Source organism: Variovorax sp. PMC12 (assembly GCF_003019815.1).
Lineage (GTDB): Bacteria > Pseudomonadota > Gammaproteobacteria > Burkholderiales > Burkholderiaceae_C > Variovorax.
The window spans coordinates 5,707,525-5,722,421 of sequence record NZ_CP027773.1 but is presented as its reverse complement, the minus strand read 5'-3'; the positions used below and the strand labels follow the sequence as shown (position 1 = coordinate 5,722,421).

The 14,897-nt window shown below is 65.7% G+C and carries 21 protein-coding genes and 1 tRNA gene; 2 read left to right on the top strand and 20 right to left on the bottom strand.

Going from position 1 to position 14,897, the window contains the following annotated elements; all coding sequences use genetic code 11:
* Window positions 1-40 precede the first annotated feature (40 nt).
* Window positions 41-853 carry a DUF2971 domain-containing protein gene (locus C4F17_RS26915; protein WP_159053736.1) on the bottom strand — a complete coding sequence of 271 codons (813 nt, stop codon included), beginning with the start codon at window positions 851-853 and terminating at the stop codon, window positions 41-43.
* A 226-nt stretch (window positions 854-1,079) separates the two neighbouring features.
* On the opposite strand from C4F17_RS26915, the gene C4F17_RS26910 reads away from it, so the two are divergent.
* Window positions 1,080-1,910, top strand: a complete 831-nt coding sequence (locus C4F17_RS26910; protein ID WP_106937285.1) for a hypothetical protein — start codon at window positions 1,080-1,082, stop codon at window positions 1,908-1,910.
* Here the strand turns inward: C4F17_RS26910 and C4F17_RS26905 are convergent.
* The 6 genes from C4F17_RS26905 to C4F17_RS26880 all read right to left on the bottom strand — a co-directional run bounded on the left by C4F17_RS26905 (window position 1,907) and on the right by C4F17_RS26880 (window position 8,014).
* Complete coding sequence (locus C4F17_RS26905) at window positions 1,907-4,249, bottom strand: portal protein (RefSeq protein WP_234382420.1); 2,343 nt, start codon at window positions 4,247-4,249, stop codon at window positions 1,907-1,909. The two genes, C4F17_RS26910 and C4F17_RS26905, sit on opposite strands and share 4 nt — an antisense overlap.
* Window positions 4,250-4,262: 13 nt before the next feature.
* Window positions 4,263-5,870, bottom strand: coding sequence for a terminase (locus C4F17_RS26900; protein ID WP_234382418.1), 1,608 nt, complete (start codon window positions 5,868-5,870; stop codon window positions 4,263-4,265).
* Window positions 5,871-5,872: 2 nt separating this feature from the next.
* Entirely contained in the window at window positions 5,873-6,835 is a 963-nt protein-coding gene (locus C4F17_RS26895) for a terminase small subunit (protein ID WP_106937284.1), read from the bottom strand.
* Between the two features lie 53 nt (window positions 6,836-6,888).
* The gene (locus C4F17_RS26890) at window positions 6,889-7,473 is read right to left on the bottom strand and encodes a hypothetical protein (RefSeq protein WP_106937283.1); all 585 of its coding nucleotides are present in this window, start codon (window positions 7,471-7,473) and stop codon (window positions 6,889-6,891) included.
* A gap of 128 nt (window positions 7,474-7,601) precedes the next feature.
* Window positions 7,602-7,677, bottom strand: a tRNA-Met gene (locus C4F17_RS26885).
* 52 nt (window positions 7,678-7,729) lie between these two features.
* Window positions 7,730-8,014 carry a hypothetical protein gene (locus C4F17_RS26880; protein ID WP_106937282.1) on the bottom strand — a complete coding sequence of 95 codons (285 nt, stop codon included), beginning with the start codon at window positions 8,012-8,014 and terminating at the stop codon, window positions 7,730-7,732.
* 117 nt (window positions 8,015-8,131) lie between these two features.
* Between C4F17_RS26880 and C4F17_RS26875 the strand changes: the two genes are divergently transcribed.
* Window positions 8,132-8,608, top strand: a complete 477-nt coding sequence (locus tag C4F17_RS26875; RefSeq protein WP_159053735.1) for a hypothetical protein — start codon at window positions 8,132-8,134, stop codon at window positions 8,606-8,608.
* Window positions 8,609-8,631: 23 nt separating this feature from the next.
* Here the strand turns inward: C4F17_RS26875 and C4F17_RS26870 are convergent, their stop codons facing one another.
* Genes C4F17_RS26870 through C4F17_RS26810 form a run of 13 tightly spaced genes read right to left on the bottom strand, consistent with a single transcriptional unit; the run spans window position 8,632 to window position 14,869 of the window.
* Complete coding sequence (locus tag C4F17_RS26870) at window positions 8,632-9,117, bottom strand: hypothetical protein (protein ID WP_159053734.1); 486 nt, start codon at window positions 9,115-9,117, stop codon at window positions 8,632-8,634.
* Window positions 9,118-9,161: 44 nt separating this feature from the next.
* Window positions 9,162-9,359, bottom strand: coding sequence for a hypothetical protein (locus C4F17_RS26865; RefSeq protein WP_106937279.1), 198 nt, complete (start codon window positions 9,357-9,359; stop codon window positions 9,162-9,164).
* The gene (locus tag C4F17_RS26860; protein WP_106937278.1) at window positions 9,359-9,841 is read right to left on the bottom strand and encodes a hypothetical protein; all 483 of its coding nucleotides are present in this window, start codon (window positions 9,839-9,841) and stop codon (window positions 9,359-9,361) included. Before C4F17_RS26860 ends, C4F17_RS26865 begins: the two co-directional genes overlap by 1 nt.
* Entirely contained in the window at window positions 9,838-10,338 is a 501-nt protein-coding gene (locus tag C4F17_RS26855) for a DUF968 domain-containing protein (protein ID WP_234382416.1), read from the bottom strand. Before C4F17_RS26855 ends, C4F17_RS26860 begins: the two co-directional genes overlap by 4 nt.
* Window positions 10,335-10,856 (bottom strand): DUF1367 family protein, encoded by a 522-nt coding sequence (locus tag C4F17_RS26850; RefSeq protein ID WP_106937277.1) that lies wholly within the window; start codon window positions 10,854-10,856, stop codon window positions 10,335-10,337. Before C4F17_RS26850 ends, C4F17_RS26855 begins: the two co-directional genes overlap by 4 nt.
* Window positions 10,849-11,280: a hypothetical protein gene (locus C4F17_RS26845; RefSeq protein WP_106937276.1), complete on the bottom strand. Its 432-nt coding sequence runs from the start codon at window positions 11,278-11,280 to the stop codon at window positions 10,849-10,851. Before C4F17_RS26845 ends, C4F17_RS26850 begins: the two co-directional genes overlap by 8 nt.
* A complete protein-coding gene (locus tag C4F17_RS26840; protein WP_106937275.1) occupies window positions 11,277-11,540 on the bottom strand; it encodes a hypothetical protein in 264 nt (87 codons plus the stop codon). Before C4F17_RS26840 ends, C4F17_RS26845 begins: the two co-directional genes overlap by 4 nt.
* Window positions 11,537-12,070 carry a hypothetical protein gene (locus C4F17_RS26835; protein WP_106937274.1) on the bottom strand — a complete coding sequence of 178 codons (534 nt, stop codon included), beginning with the start codon at window positions 12,068-12,070 and terminating at the stop codon, window positions 11,537-11,539. The genes C4F17_RS26840 and C4F17_RS26835 overlap by 4 nt, the downstream gene beginning before the upstream one ends.
* Window positions 12,067-12,858, bottom strand: coding sequence for a hypothetical protein (locus C4F17_RS26830; RefSeq protein WP_106937273.1), 792 nt, complete (start codon window positions 12,856-12,858; stop codon window positions 12,067-12,069). The genes C4F17_RS26835 and C4F17_RS26830 overlap by 4 nt, the downstream gene beginning before the upstream one ends.
* Window positions 12,851-14,047, bottom strand: coding sequence for a helix-turn-helix domain-containing protein (locus tag C4F17_RS33195; RefSeq protein ID WP_199851901.1), 1,197 nt, complete (start codon window positions 14,045-14,047; stop codon window positions 12,851-12,853). Before C4F17_RS33195 ends, C4F17_RS26830 begins: the two co-directional genes overlap by 8 nt.
* Window positions 14,044-14,409, bottom strand: coding sequence for a hypothetical protein (locus tag C4F17_RS26820; RefSeq protein ID WP_106937272.1), 366 nt, complete (start codon window positions 14,407-14,409; stop codon window positions 14,044-14,046). The genes C4F17_RS33195 and C4F17_RS26820 overlap by 4 nt, the downstream gene beginning before the upstream one ends.
* Window positions 14,406-14,669: a hypothetical protein gene (locus tag C4F17_RS26815; RefSeq protein WP_159053733.1), complete on the bottom strand. Its 264-nt coding sequence runs from the start codon at window positions 14,667-14,669 to the stop codon at window positions 14,406-14,408. Before C4F17_RS26815 ends, C4F17_RS26820 begins: the two co-directional genes overlap by 4 nt.
* Window positions 14,666-14,869, bottom strand: a complete 204-nt coding sequence (locus C4F17_RS26810) for a helix-turn-helix domain-containing protein (RefSeq protein ID WP_106937270.1) — start codon at window positions 14,867-14,869, stop codon at window positions 14,666-14,668. Before C4F17_RS26810 ends, C4F17_RS26815 begins: the two co-directional genes overlap by 4 nt.
* Window positions 14,870-14,897 lie beyond the last annotated feature (28 nt).

The window sequence follows — 14,897 nt, the reverse complement described above, 5'->3', positions numbered from 1 at the left end:
GGGAAGACAGGCTTAAAAGACGAAACCCTACAGGGGGGCGTTACGCCGCGGGTAGGTCGATGAACGACATGCTGAAGTGCTCTCGATCAACTTGCGCAGACTGCAGCTGGATGTGCTGCGCCTCTGGGTCGGATGCGAGCCGACGAATGCTCTCGACAACAGCCATCGTGGCATTGGCGCCACCAATGACCCTGCGCACCGCGGCCTTCGGTATTGGCCATAGGTGCAGGGGGAACCGATAAGGTCCTCTGTATTGAGTTTGGCTGTAGCTAAGGGGCATGAACATGCGCCATTCACGCTCGTAGCTCCAGCAAGTGCCCTTCACCTCGAAAATTCCGAAACTCATTTGCGTGAGGACGACGGCGGGGCGGGAATCTGAGTAGCTCACCGGACGAAGGAATCCATACTCGGCGGCAAATTCCGCGGCCTCCTGCGCGTCTGCGTTCGCGTGGGCGGGCGGGACCTTGCTCTGAAAAAACTCGTGCGCTGTGTCGAATTCCACTACGAAGCCTGTGTGGCTCTCGCCGTAGTGCGACCACATCAGGAGATTGGCCGGATCTTCGGTCAGGCAGAACACTCCGATGCCAGCATTCGCCATGTCGGTGACTCCGCTCGCCATCTCGGGATACGCCTTTCCCCGGATCGCCTTCAACTCCTGTTCGACGTCCGCTGCCTTCGATAGCCGAAGCTTCGTGAGAAATTGGTCTTGGCTGACACGGGCTCGAAACCCAGGCCGTTGCTTGGCGTAGGCCTCGACCATCCTCTCTTCCCACACCTTGCCTGCCTGCGCTTCCTCTTCTTCCGCCGTTCCCCAACCGGCAACGTGCGGGCTGAATTCAAAGGGGTCATTCATCGCACCCGGTTGGCTGAACCGAACATGCCAGTTACCGAAGAATCTAGTTCCGGAGGGTGAAAAATACTTGAACAAGCTCCGCGGAGGCGCGGGGCGAGCATTGGCTGCGGGTAGCTGGTCTGTCATAGGCCCACCAGGATTTTTGAAGGCCCTGAATGTACGCGCTGCCTGCCTCTGCTTGCCACGCCGATTCGCTAGGTGGCTTCGCATGCCGCAGAATTGCTGCATGGACCAGAACCAGCCACCTCCCGACAAGCTCGTGCCCGACAGGATCCACGCCGCCGTCCAGGCCAACAAGGCTGCTCTTCAGGGACTGCTGAACGCCGTAAGGAACACCCTCGAAACCCTCCGTCCTGAGTTGGAATATCTCCGCGACTCGTGGGTGAAGATGGCGCCGTCGCTTGCCGACCTGATAGTGGCTTGGGACAAGATGCCGGGCGAGTACCGCGACGCGTTGATGGTCGTTGCGAACGAAGGCTGGTATCTCGACCCGGACGAGATGGCGTTTGACGAACCGGCCAGAATTGCACGCGCCTACTCAGACGGTCGTCACCAGGAGGCCGAGAACCAGTTGCTGGCGCACTTCAGGGCACGGCTCCCGGGCATTGAGGATGCCCTTATTCAGCAGTTCCCGGCTCGCACTGCGATCCTGAGGCAAGCGTTTGAAGCCCACCGTCAGGGGCTGTACTTCGTATCAGTGCCTACGCTGTTCACGCAGATCGACGGCGTGTGCATGGATATCTCAACCCACCACCTCTTCATGAAGGGTCGGGGCGAAACGAGAACAGGCGTCGCACCATATGTCGATCAGATCGCCGACAACGCCCTCTCGCAGGCGATGTTGGCGCCGTTCCTGGAGCCTCACGCCGTTATGCTCAGTGAGAAGCAGAGGGCGCCAGGCTTTTCGAAGTTGAATCGCCATATGGTGCTCCACGGCGAGTCGTTCGACTATGGCACGGAGGCCAACAGCCTCCGCGCCGTCTCGCTGCTGTTCTATGCCGCACGCGCACTCAGCGAGTTCGGCACAACCCCGACAGCTGCACCGAAAACCCCTTAGACCTGGGCCGGGGCGCGCTCCAAGTTGTCCGCGGTACGCGCAGTTTCGATTCCGTGCATCCCACGTTGGGGTTGCTGCGGAACCGGCGGGAAACCAGGGCTCGTGTTCTCCCGCACCGGTGCTCCATCAGCCTCTTCCGCGGCCAGTGCTGGCCGGCCCTGGCCCTGGATGTAGGGATCCTTCATCTGCACCGCAGCGGTCTCTCCCGGCACGGGGAAGTTCGGATCATCGCCACCCGGGCTCGGCTGCTTGTAGCCCGCGCCCTGCATGATGCGGTCCGCGATGGGAGCGATCATCGGCATCGTGGCCACCTGGGCGCCGCCCTGCATCGCGGAGAACGCGGCCTGCACTCCGATCTGTACGGCCTGGGCCATGATCTTCTTGATCTCGGCGTCGTTGCGCGCCTCCTTCATGTCCAGCTCGCGCGCCTTCAGCTCGTTGCCCGCCTGCGCCAGCGCCTGCTTCACGGCATCGTTGATGCGCTGGTCGATCTCTTCCGGCGTCGGCTGTTGGCCGGCCGCGCGCAGCGCCGCCACCAGGTCGCGCTTGAACGGCACGTCCATGAGGCTCGCGAGGAACGGCATCGCCGCGGCCTGGTACTGCGGCGGCAGGCTCTTCACCGCCTCGCTCATCGCGTTCAGCTGCTGGCCGCGATAGCTGGAGGTGCTCGGCACGTCTTCGAGCGCAACCTTCAGGCGGGTGCGCTGCAGGTCGTTGCTGAGGTAGGCCGTGCCAGTCGCCGGATCCGTTTCCGGCTTGTTGAGGAACACCGTGCGGTCAGGCGTGATGGCATCACCTTCGATCACCACGGTATGCGGCTCGCGCCCCATGTCCTCCACGATCATCGCCAGCAGCAGCTCGCCGACCTGCGTGCGTGCGGCCTTGAAGTTGTCCATGAGGCGCGCCAGGCTCTGGTTCGCCTGCTCCACCTGCGTCTGCTCCTGCAGGCCACTGGTCGCGGTGCCGCGCCGACCGGAGAAAGCGCCAGCGGCCGCCGGCGACACGCGCTCCAGCGCCATACGGGCGTCGGCCAGCATCTGCAGCTGCTGGTCGGTCAGCTGCACGTCGCGCTTCACTTCGAAGCGTGCGCCAGGCTGGGCCATGTGAGCGGCGTTGAGCACGATGTCGGCATTGCGCCGGCCCACCTGGCGACGCACCTGCTCATCGGTCATGTCTGTCGCACCCTTTGTGCGCTCTACGCGGTAGGCCGTCATGCCCCAGGTCATCGCGGCGGTGCCGCTGTTGAGTCGGTCCTGCTGGAAGATCATGCCACGCACGATGCCGTACGGGACGCGCGTGTTGTCTTCGCGGAATCCCCAGAAGGGCACATAAGGGAAGTGCCGGTGCGTGTAAGGGCTCGGTCCGTCGTGCAGGCAGTGCGGGCCGAGCCAGAAGCTGCGACGCACGCGAGCGATTACGGAGCGCTGCGGGCGCACCAGTCCGCGGGCCAGCGCATAGTTGTGCGTCTCGTTCGCTTCGTCGTACTCCACCACGCGGCCGTCGGGCGCGCGCAGCACCACCACGTTCACCCAACGGCGATACCACAGCTCGGCCAGGCACACGTCCTTGCTCACCGGGTCGTACCAGTGATGCTCGGCTACGGTCCAGGCGCGCGCGGCGTCCCATGCGCCTGACGTGAGGCCTGTTGAGGTGCCACCGTCGAACGTGTCCGGCGAGTAGTTGACCCACCAAGACTGGCCGTGCTTGCCGCATTCGCGGATGAGATCCTTGTGCTTCGGAAACACCTTCACGAGCCGGCTGGGGTGCAGCCACCGCTTGCGACGCAGGAAGCGCGCATCGCTCAGGTCGTCCTCCGTGGCGTAGAAGTCCCAGTGGATCTCATTGCGGTGCACGGCGCTGCAGCGATACGCATACTTGAAGGGGTCGGACTCGCGCGACACCTCCACCCAGCCCAGGCCTACCGCCGTCTGGGGCCGGAACGCATCCGAGCATGCGCGGTCCGCCTTCGCGTGGCGCTCGGCTTCATTGAGGCGGAAGTTCAAGGCATCCGCCACGTCCTGACCGTCCGGCTGCCCGTTCGGCGTTACGCGCCAGTCCGTGCGCACCGTGGCCTCATAGCCCTGGATCGCCAGCAGTGCCGGGCCGATCAGGTCTTCCTTCGCCGGCGGGATGCCGAGTTCGCGTTGGGCCGCCAGTAGCTCGGTGTCGAGCTGGTTGCCGTCGGCATAGTCCAGCTCCTTGTCGGCCACCGCGCGCCAGGCGGGCTGTTCCTCGATCTCGCACAGGAACTGCCGGTACTCCGCCAGCGAAAGCGCGCCCTCGGCTTCGAAGTCATCTGCGGTGCCCTCTTCAGGGATGGTGTCGGTGTTGGGGGTCATGGGTACGGTGCTCCTACACGCGCCAGTCCGGCGCGGGTGCTTCTTGATATGCGTTGGCTTCGGTCATCGAGGCAAGCAGGCCGTTCTCTTTGGCTTGCGCCCACTGGCGCAGCGCGTCGGCGCCTTCGCTGCATCCGTTGCTCTTGTCTGGCTGGTCCAGGTAGCGGTTTTCGGAACGGCTGAACTTCTTCTTGTAGCCCTGGAGCCGCTTCACTCCCTCGGCACAGCGGTCCTGGTCGAAGTAGGCGCCCTTCAGGTGCTTGCGGGTCATGTTGATGCCGGCGATCAGTTCTGTGATGCGCGGCACGATGAAGAAGGTCTGCCCGGGCAGCAACGTCTGCAGCTGCTCGCGGGTGCTCTTGTTGTAGTCGCCGAGGCGCTTGTGGTCGGCGTCGTGCGGGAGGAAGTGCGCGCCGAACAAGTAGCCGGTGGTCTGCAGGTGCGTGGCGTAGTGGCGCAGGTCCTCGTTGTGCTCTTCGTAGTAGCCGATGAAGCGCGCCTCGCCGCGCAGCTCCTGCATGAACCAGATCGCGCAGCCATCGCTGTTGCCGATGTCCCAGAAGGTGTAGACGGGCAGGTCGAGCACGGGCACCAGCGTGATGCCGCCACGCTGGCGCAGCTTCGTCATGTCCTTCGCGTAGTAGTTGCCCTCGGTGCTGACCTGGAACGCTTCGTCGGGCGTGGAGGGGTACTCCTGCCACATCCGCTCTTCCTTGCCCGGGAAGTCCGCCAGCTGCGTCGCGACATACCAGGCCCGCTGGCCCATGTCGATCTTGCAGCCCATCTCTTCTTCGATGCGCTCGAAGTATTCGTGCTGCTCTACCGTGATGGGCACCAGGCCCGGGTCCATCGTGTAGTTCGGCTCCTGCCACCACGCATAGAAGTGGAAGCGGTAGTCCCGCTCCGTCAGGCGGCGGTGCCCGAAGTGCAGCGCCTGGGCGCGCTTGGCAATGTCGTAAAACTCGCCTTCCTGGCCTTCGGCGGTGCTCTCGATCACCAAGATGCCGTTCTTCGGCACGGCCGGGATGGAGCCGGTGACAACCTCCTGCGCCTTCTCCGGGTACTTTGCGCAGATCTTGCCGAACTCGCTGATGTGCAGCCGGTGGATGGTGCCGGAGCGCATCGACGTTGCGACGCGCACGCTGCTGTTGTTGTGCGCGAACAGCAGCTCCACCGCGCTGTCTCGCGCCAGCGGGAAACGCTGCCGGATTTCCTCGGGCAGGTTGTCGTAGGCGAACTTCACCTTGTCGCGGAAGATCGCCTCGGCCGCCTCGCGGTCCTGCGCGATGATGCCGCAGCGCTGGTCGGCGTTGAACAGCGCGTGGTCCAGCCACAGGATGGCGATGAGCGTGGTGAAGCCGAGCTGGCGTGCCTTGAGGATCAGGTTCCGATGCCACAGGCGCTTGAGGAACCGCCGCTGTGCGCCGTTGGGTTTGAACGGCAGCACGAACGATTCGGCCGGCTCGCCCTCTTCCGCGTCGTCGCCCTTCACCATGATCTTGTAGAGGCACCCGCTGAACAGGCGCCACTCAGGGTCGGCCAGGCAGCGCTGCAGTTCCTCCGCGTTCGTGGGCAGAGGACGCAGCGGGGTGTCGTGGGCAATCCGCGTGCGGCCGGCCACGATCAGTCCTCTTCCGGGTCGTCGGCGCGCGGCATGAACGCGCTCGGCGCCGCGGACGCTGCGGTGCGCTCCGGATCCTCGGCCACCGGCTTGAAGGCATTGCCACTGCCCTTGGCGATGGCGTGCAGCAGTGCGGCCAAGGGGTCGGTCTTCTGCTGGTTGTCCTTCTCGTACAGGCCCAGGTGCTTGAACAGCTTCTCGGCGAACACGCCCTTGTCGTGCATCAGGACCTCGATGCCGTACTTGCCCTGCTTGGCGCCGGCGTACAGCGCAAGCGCCTGGGGCGAGAGGTAGCGCGTGTCCTTCAGCGTCGTGCGTGCGTGACCGTCGCCGCTGCAGTCCGGGCAGCTGGGGTGCGGGTCCTTCAGCGGGTCGAAGCCGATGCCGCCCTTCTCTTCCCACTCTTCGTCGGGCTTGCCTTCGGCGCGATGCAGCTCACGCTCCCGGTTGTATTCCGCGAGTGTGCGCTGGTACTTGTGACCTTCGCCCCAGCAATGCCGGCAGCAACCGACTTTCACCTCGACCAGTTCGCGGGGGTCGGCCGTCACGATGTTCCAAGCTTCCGTGACCACGCGGTCGGCGCTGATCTGGGTTCGCTCCTGCTGCGCCTTCCGGCCAGCGGCCACGGCCGTCTGAATACTAAGTTTTGCTAAGAGCTGCGCGCCCTGCTCGTTGGCGGTGGCGGCGCTATACCCGGCCCGGATTGCTGCCTGCGTGGCGTTCAAGTCCACCAGGTACTCGTCCACGAAGCGCTGCTGCTTCTCGGTGAGCGGAACCACGGGTACGACAGCAGGCGCCTCGGGCTTGGACGCACGCTTGCGCGGGGCAGGCTTCACCGGAGCCTTCGCCTTGGCGGGTGCCTTCTTGCGTGCAGGCGCAACTACGCCCACAGTCTTCTTCTTGACTGCGGGCTTCGATGGGATCTTGCGGGGCGCGGGCTTCTTTCCCGCCGGGGGTTTTGCCATGCCCGGCAGTGTTCCGGGCGTGGGGGGTTGCGTCGAACCCTACAGGGTGGCGCCTACGCGCTAGCGATGGCGCCCATGATCGTGGCAATGGATGCCGCCACCTCCAAGGCCTTGGGCAATCCATTCAACAACGAGCGAACCACCGACCGCTTTGGCGCACCCGACGCGAACTGGCTCTTCACCTCTTCGACCGCCTCAAGCGCTTCTGCCTTCTCGTTTTCCGACAGATCGGCCGTGCGGATGGCAGCCATGATCGTGTCGATCTGCTCCGCAACATCGGATTGGATGTGCACCACGTTGGTCGAGTTGTCCACCGAGTTGACGTTGACGCGGGCATTGTTGCCGGTCAAGTTGTACGTGATGTGCTGCACTGCAGCTTTCGCCTCCGGAAGGCCCAGCTTCTTGACCTGCAGCTGGTAATGCGGTCCGATCATTCCAGTGTCGTAGAACACCGGATCGATCACTTGGTAGGTTTCCTCCGCGCCCGTCGCGATGGTTCGGATGATCAGGTCCCCAGGGTCAACGCGATGATTCTTTCCTCCGATGTAGATGCCGGTCGAACTACCGACGGTTCCTCGAATGCTGATGCGTGTGCCGTCCGTCTTGAGAAGGTCCAGGGGCTCTCGGTCGAAGTTCATCAGGCTTGCCTTTCGCTACCAGCTATCGGGTGGAGATCCATCAAGTCTACGGCGAGAACGAAAAAAGCCCGCTCGGGCGAACCCGGCGGGCGAAGCGTTCGCAATGAGGCAAACGTGGAGACAACTGCTGGTTGCAGGGGGCGGATTCGAACCGCCGACAACCGGGTTATGGGCCCGGTGATCTACCGCCTGATCTACCCTGCGATGGGATTGATGATTCCTGGGATCGAGTGAGTGGACGAACCCTACAGGGGGTTCAGACCGAAGGGCACATGCGCCACTGGCTGCGCACATGCGGGCGCTCGCGCTTCGCGAGGCCCAGGGCGTGGGCACAGGCCTGGACCAGCTCCGCCGGATGCGGGAGCGCGACCAGGCGCGGCTGTTCGAATACCGCGGGCACGCCGGCAACGAAATCGCGGGCGAAGCAGTAGACGGCAGTGCAAGCGGCTGCCACCCGGTCGTAGCCGACGCTGATGGTGCTGCTGACGAGCGCGGCGGCGGCCAGGCCGAGGATGATGAAGCGGGAGCGGATGGTTGCCATGGAGGGGCCTTGAAGTGGATTGAAGGAGCCCTAATCTTCTTGGGTACCCGGCCCGCATCCCAATCCCTACAGGGGGTAGCCGCTGCTGTCGGAAAGACCAACTTAGAACGGAGACATATGAGCCATTCCATTTTTTCTATCAACGGCCTGCCTCGGCCCTTTTTTCGCGACGCCTACCTAGTGGTCTCCGTCTGGCGCCCGACCCCGACTTCCTGGCGCGCCGAGTACTACATCCTGACGAGGCGGCCGGACGAACATGTCTTCTGCGGCCAGGTGGACATCGATCCGACGACTTTCCCGGCCGAAGTACAGGATGAGCTGTCCATTGACGAGAAGTACATGATCAACGAGGCGAAGCAGCAAGCTGAGATCGTTGTCATCGAAGAGCTGAGCAAACTTGCTCAGCAGCAGCAAGATCCCGAGTTGGAATACCTGCCGACAGGCCTGGAATCCACCATCATGACTTTGGGCACTCTCTGGCGCCTGGGCACTTATAAAGCTGCGCTTCAAAAGATTGCCAGCACTACCGGCTCGAAGGAGCTGAAGCTCCATCTGAGCATTGCATTCTCCATTCGGCTGGGGAGCAACGCCTGAGCACGCCCCAAGCTGTCCTGCGACTACCCCTCCGCTAGCCCTCGCAACTCGTCGCGCTGCATAGCCACCTTATTGCGCGCCGTCCTCAAGTCCCGGAGCAGCACGCGCAGTTCGTCGTGCGTGCGCTGCTTCAATGACTCTTCGCCGCCGGAGATCACCGGCTGCGCGGCCTGCAGCAGGCCTTCCGCCGTGATTCGCTTGCCCTCGCATTCATTGAGAATCAGCGCGACGGAGGAATTGTTGTACGAACCGCTCTTGATCTCCAGCACCTTGGCGCGCTGCTTGGTCTTGACGACATCACCGCCATGAAGGCGCACGTCGTCAGAGAGTCCATGTGCTTCCAGAATCACGTCATCAACCAGCCGGCGGCGCTCGGCCGCCTCGCTCAGTTCCTCGGCCCGCTTCTCTGCGTTCGCAGCACGGCCATTCGCAAAGTACGACTGGAAACCCGCCCCGATGCTGACCAGGAGCGCGAGGCCAGAAATCACGTCACCTGGGGAAATGGTCACAGCGAAAGTCCTTTAGAGGCCTGCGCCAGCCGGCGCCTGCTAGATCAGGGGTTTTGGGGGCCGCCCATTGTCTTCGATGCCGGCAGCTTCGCAAGAACCATGATCCAGTCCGGTAGCGCGCCCCCGAAGAATTGCCGCAGGTCCGCCTCGGCGCTCGCCGGGATGAGGTAGACGGTCCGGTCCCCCTCGGGTCCGCCGGGGTCGATGCCCCGCCAAGTCGTCTGATCCAGACCCTGTTCCATCACGCCTCCAGCAGCGAGCGCTGCGACGGGTCGTGGCGTTCCTTCAGGGCTGCCACCTCGCGCGTCAGCTTGCGCACCTGGTCGGCCAGCTCGGTGTTGACGCGCAGCGCCTGCTGGCCCAGGTCGATGGAAGCGAACTGCGCCGCGGCGCCCGCCTGCAGGCCGGCCAGCATGCGGTCCTCGCGCGGCGTCAGCATGAACACGTCGTCCCCGATCTCCAGCTTGACCATGCCGTCCGGCATGAGCGTCTTCGACATGGCGCGCGCCGGCGGGTGCACCGCGGCCGGCACGAACACCCCGCGCTGCACGCGCAGGATCTTCCCGTCGTCCACCAGCACGCCGAGGCGGTCATCGATCACGGTCAGCTTCAGGCCGGTCACCTGCGCCAGCGTCTCGCGCGTGACGATCTGCTCCTGGTTGTGCAGGTCCTGCACGGCTTCGAGCACCTGCTGCGTGCTCGTCTTCGGGGTTGTTGTGTTCATGGTCTCCACTTCGGCAAGTTCACGGGCCACAGGCCCTGGGATTCGATGTGCTGGCGGGTGTCGTGTCCCCATTCGTCCGCCCGCCGCGCGGCCAGCTCGCGCGGGAACAGCTTGTATTGGTCAAAGCGCGTGTGGCAGCCCAGCACGCCCGGCCGGTCGGCGCACAGCGGGAAGCAGGTCCGGTCGTCGGTCTTGCCGCCCTTGGCCTTGCCCTTGTTCGCATGGGCGGCCTGGCTGTGTCCGTGCAGTCCGCAGTGCGCGCACGGAAGTGCGGCCACCAGGCGCAGGTAGGGCTCGCTGCGCTGCGGCAGCGTCTTCGGGATGGCGCGGATCACGGCTGGCGGCCGTGCCATGACAGCGTGCCGCGGCTTCGCGGCGGTCATCGCGGCCGCGGCACGGGTGGCCAGCCGCTCTTCGCGCTCAGCGGTCCAGGACGACTCTGGCGCGGCCGGGCGCGGCCAGGGCGTGCGCTTCATGGGCGTGCGGCGCAGCGTCATTCCCGGAATTCCCCCAGCACCGTCTCGATCATCTGGATGCGCATGGGCGTGGACAGGTGGCGCCAAAGCGTCTTTCCCGCGTGCTCGGTGCGCAGGAAGGCGACGGCGTTGGCGTGGAACACCTCCATCTCGCCCTGCTCCATCTTCGAGTAGCTGATGCTCTTCGGCACGGGGAACACGCCGCCCTTCGGGCCCGGATACCACTCGACGTGCCCGGCTCCGACCTTCAGCCAGTCGCGGAAGGGCTCGAAGGCTTCGAAACGCTCCTGGGCCTGGAACACGGCCTGCTCGAGCGCCATGTGCTTGCGGTGGTACCAGCCCAGGCGCTGCTGGTGGGTCTTCACCTCCATCATTTCGCCCGGCTCCAGCCGCATGAGGCCGGAGAGAAAACGGCGCCAGCGGTTCTGGTTCTGCTGGCCCAGGCCATCGACGTGGCCGGTGAACACCTCGCGCGCGATGGCGCGCTTCTCTTCAGGCAGTTCGACGGGTTGCTGGCGCACCAGCACGATGTCAGCCATGACGCGCCCTCCGGTACGGCCACGCCACCATGGCGGCATCGCGCTCGTGTTGGTTGCTCCGCTCGGCCCAGCCGGTAGCGGCGGCGAACTGTGCCGCGTTCAGCTTGGCGCCCTTGGCGGTCGGGCTGATGCCGTGCGCCGGAATGCCGAGGTCTGCACACACCGAGGTGATGAGGCCGCACCACGCATCAACCTGCCCTACGTTACGAGCGATCTTCAGCGCTGCCGCGCGGCTGCCCGCGGTCGTCCACACCTTCGACTCCAGCCGGCTGTCCTCGAACACCACGCGCGCTGGCATGTAGCTGCGCAGCATGTGCTCGATGGTGTGCGGCTCCACAGTGCGAAGGAACTGCAGCGCGCCACCGTCGAAGGCTGCAAGGCCTGTGCTCGCGCCCGGGTCGATACCGAGGATGTGCACCGTCACAGCAAGGCTCCTTGTGGTGCGGCGCGCATCTGGCCGAGCTGCTGGGCGGCGAGCTTGACGGCCTCGTGCCCCTTCTTCCAGTCGTCGCCCCAGATGTTCCGGAGCGCGGCCTTGTACTCGTCGCGCAGCGTGCCGTCCTGGCGAGAGCGCCAGAATTCGGGACCATTGGCGATGCCGCGGGTCAGGCACTCGCGGCAGTTGGCCGTGTAGCCGGGCCAGTCCGCCCGGATAGCCGCCTTGGCGCAGTTGGGGCAGGTCATGGGCATGCTCCTTCACGCGCACCGAGGCCGGTGAACACGCCCTTGCTGGCAAAGCTCTTCAGCTCGCCGCGGCGCGCGCGGCTGACCAGCGTGGTACCGATGCCCAGCCGCTTCGCGATGGCGCGCCCCGTCTCCCGGCTGGACTGGATCTCCACGATCAGCGCCGGCGTCACCTTCGAGCGCGCGCGGGCGATGGCGCGGTTCGCGAGGATGCGCGTGGTCTTGCCCTTGTACACACCGGTCTTCGTCTGCCAGCGGCCGAAGGCGGCGTCGCTCGTGCAAGCGATGTGATCCGGGTTGCAGCACGCGCGCTCGTCGCAGGTGCCGTAGGCGCGCCAACCGTTCGGGATGGGCTTGCCCGTCGTGCAGTGCGTCACCGCCCGCGGCCCGCTCTGTACCGTCATCCCGCCCTTGGTGTAGTCCGGCGCCCAGATGTTGGCGCGGCCGTCCGGGCGCAGCGAACCGTCCCACAGCCAGTGGCCTTCGGGCGTGATCTTGCAGCGCCCCTTGATCTCTTCGATGGTCTTCATGCTTCGGATTCCTGCTCGGCGGCCAGGCGTTCGTCCACCCGGCGCTGCGCGTCCGCCTGTCGGGCGGCCCACGCTTCGTTTCGGTGCTGCACGGCGGCAGCGCTCTCGGCGGCACGCGCCTTCGCGCGGCTGGCCAGTTCCTCGCGCAGCGCGGTCAGCCGGCGGCGCATTTCTGGGGAGGCCTGTGCTGTCGCCTCGACCTTGCCGGCCAGCAGCGCCACGGGGTTGAGTACCGGCGGCGCCAGCTCCAGCGCCGTGCCGCGCATGGCCGCAGCCGCTTCATGACCCAGGCGCCCGTACTGCACGGCGCGGTCCAGCGCGGCATCGCGTGCGGCACCGTCCCAGCCCACCGACACCAGCACCTCGGGCGCTTCGCGGCGGTCGCGCGCATCACGCACCAGGCGCTCGTAGGCGGAGAGGAACGCCATGCGCGCGCCCACCTTGTCGCCGCCGACTGCAATGGGGCGGGCGATCTGCCACGCCAGCGACACTTCGCTGGTCCACACCACGGTGGCGCGCTCGTCCAGCGCTTCCAAGGCCATGGCCCAGGCTTCGTTCGGCGCCGGGCGGCCCATCACCTCATCGACGCGATCCAGCACGGCCTTCGGCGTCAGCTTGCCGGTGTGCTCCGTGCGAACGCGCCGCAGCGCGCGATCCAGGGCCTCGCGCGGAAAAGCGCTCAGGTCCTCGGCCATCAGGGCGGCCGCCGTCGGCGACATCTGCTGGCCCAGCAGCTCGGCCGTGCCGATCAGCTGCTGCACCAGCCATTGCAGGTCGGAGTCACGCATTGCTGCCCCCCTCCAGTTCGCCGCGGCGCTGGCGCAAGATGGCCATCGCTTCCTCGGCCGCGTCGAAGTTCGCCTGAGACTGGTCCATCTGGCGCGCCCGCGTGCTGGTCATCGCGTGCCCGGCAGCCCACTGCGTGCGGTAGCCCTCCGCCTTCTGCAGCAGCGTGCCCACCGGGTGGCACTCGCGCGTCACATAGGCGTCGGCGACGCGCTCGACGTAGAACTTCGCCACCGCCGGTGCCTCGTCGTAGCCGATGCGCTGGACGAACTGCTTCACCTTCGCGTTGACCTGGGCGTTGCGCACCGGGCGCGCGCCGTAGCGGGCTCCGTAGGCCTCGGCATAGGCGGCCCAGGTGGCGCGGCAGGCGGCCTGCAACGCGGTTTCCTCGGCCTCCCCGCCCTTCGCCTTGTCGGCGCGGCCCTTCGCGGCGACCGGCGGCGCAGCTGCCGGTAATGGTTCTCTTGACGGTTCTACTGATGGTTCATTGATGGTTCCGGGTGCAGATGCCGCACCGTCGAGGTGCAGATGCTGCGGGGTTGACGGCGCAGATGCTGCGGGGTGGGGTGCGCCATTTGCGGGTGCAGGAGCTGCGGGTGCAGCATCTGCGGGGTCAGCCACGACATGCCGGCCGTGGGTCGCAGAGCCCGGGGCACTGACCTTGCGATTCAGGCACCTCGGGTTCTGGATCGCCAGAGCAATCTCCGCCGTTTCGAACTGCGCGGCCTGGTGCCGGTGCTCGAAGCTGGCCACGATCTCCTTGACGCAATCAGCCTTCCGCTTCGCCAGCCACTCGGCCGACACACCCGAGCCGAAGTAGCTGCTGTCTTCGAGCGGATCCCCGCCGCAGGTGCGCAAGCCGATGTAGAACTGTCCCGACGGGGTGTGCGTGATGCGATAGACGTAGTGCACCGTGCGCGTGATCTCGCCGACCAGTGCCTGCGGCGTCACGGTGTACATGGTGGAGCGCTGCGAACGGTGGTCACGCAGCAAGGCGCCCTGCTCTTCCAGCCACTTCAGCGCGGCTTGAACAGCGCGCTCGGACAAGCAGGTGCGCAGCCCGATGGTGTTGACGGACGGCCAGCAGACGCCATCGTCGTTCGCCTGGTCCGCGAGCGAGATCAGCACCGCCTTCTGCGCGGGCGACATTCCTTGGAGCGGCCAGCAGGCCGCCATGATGATCGTGCTCATTGCGTCGTGCGAGCCTTTCCCGGCGCATACAACTTCCCGCCGGCCGAACCATGGCCGCGCACGCGCGCCACGGTGCCCACTACACGGATGTCGCCAGCGCGGATCGCCTTCGCGTAGATCGGGCCGAAGCTGCGGTCATCCTTCGGGCGGATGCCGGCCAGGCAGCATGCGAGCGTGACGCTCTCGCCCGGCACGCGGCGACGCTTGCGGACGTAGGCGACGATGAACTGGTAGGCCTTCGCGCCGAAGTCCGGGTCATCCTGCTCCGCCAGCGCAAGGCTGGCCTGACCGGCTTCCTCGCCGAGGCGGCGCGCGGTAGCGACGCGCTTGGCGTGCGCGGGCATGGTGGTCGCCGTCTTCATGCCAGCGCTCCTGTCTGCGAAGTTGCCGACAAAGTGCGGACCATAGACAGGCGGCGTTCATGGACCATACGGACATGCTCAACGCCGTAGCAATCCACCGTCGCAAGGTATTCGAGGTACTGGCTCTCGGACTCGAAGCCGAGGTCCACCCAGCGGCGGCGCACGGTTTCCTTCAGGTCGTCGGAAACGCGGGCTTCGAGCTTGGCGGTCTTCTTTCCGCCCAGCACGGAGCGGGCGAACATGGGGATGTCGTCGGTCACTGCGACACCTCCTTGCCGGTGCTGGCGGCCGGGTACTGGGCAGCCAGAGCAGCGAGCTTCAGGGCCTCTTCGGCGCCAGCGGCCACCTTGCCGGCCTCCCAGCGGGAAATCTTCGGTTGCGCAATGCCCGTCAGGCGAGATATCTCTGATTGCGACAGATGGCTGCGCAGCTTCCGGATAACGGCTTGGATCTGAGTCATGCCGTCATTATGCAGTTCTGCATTGCTT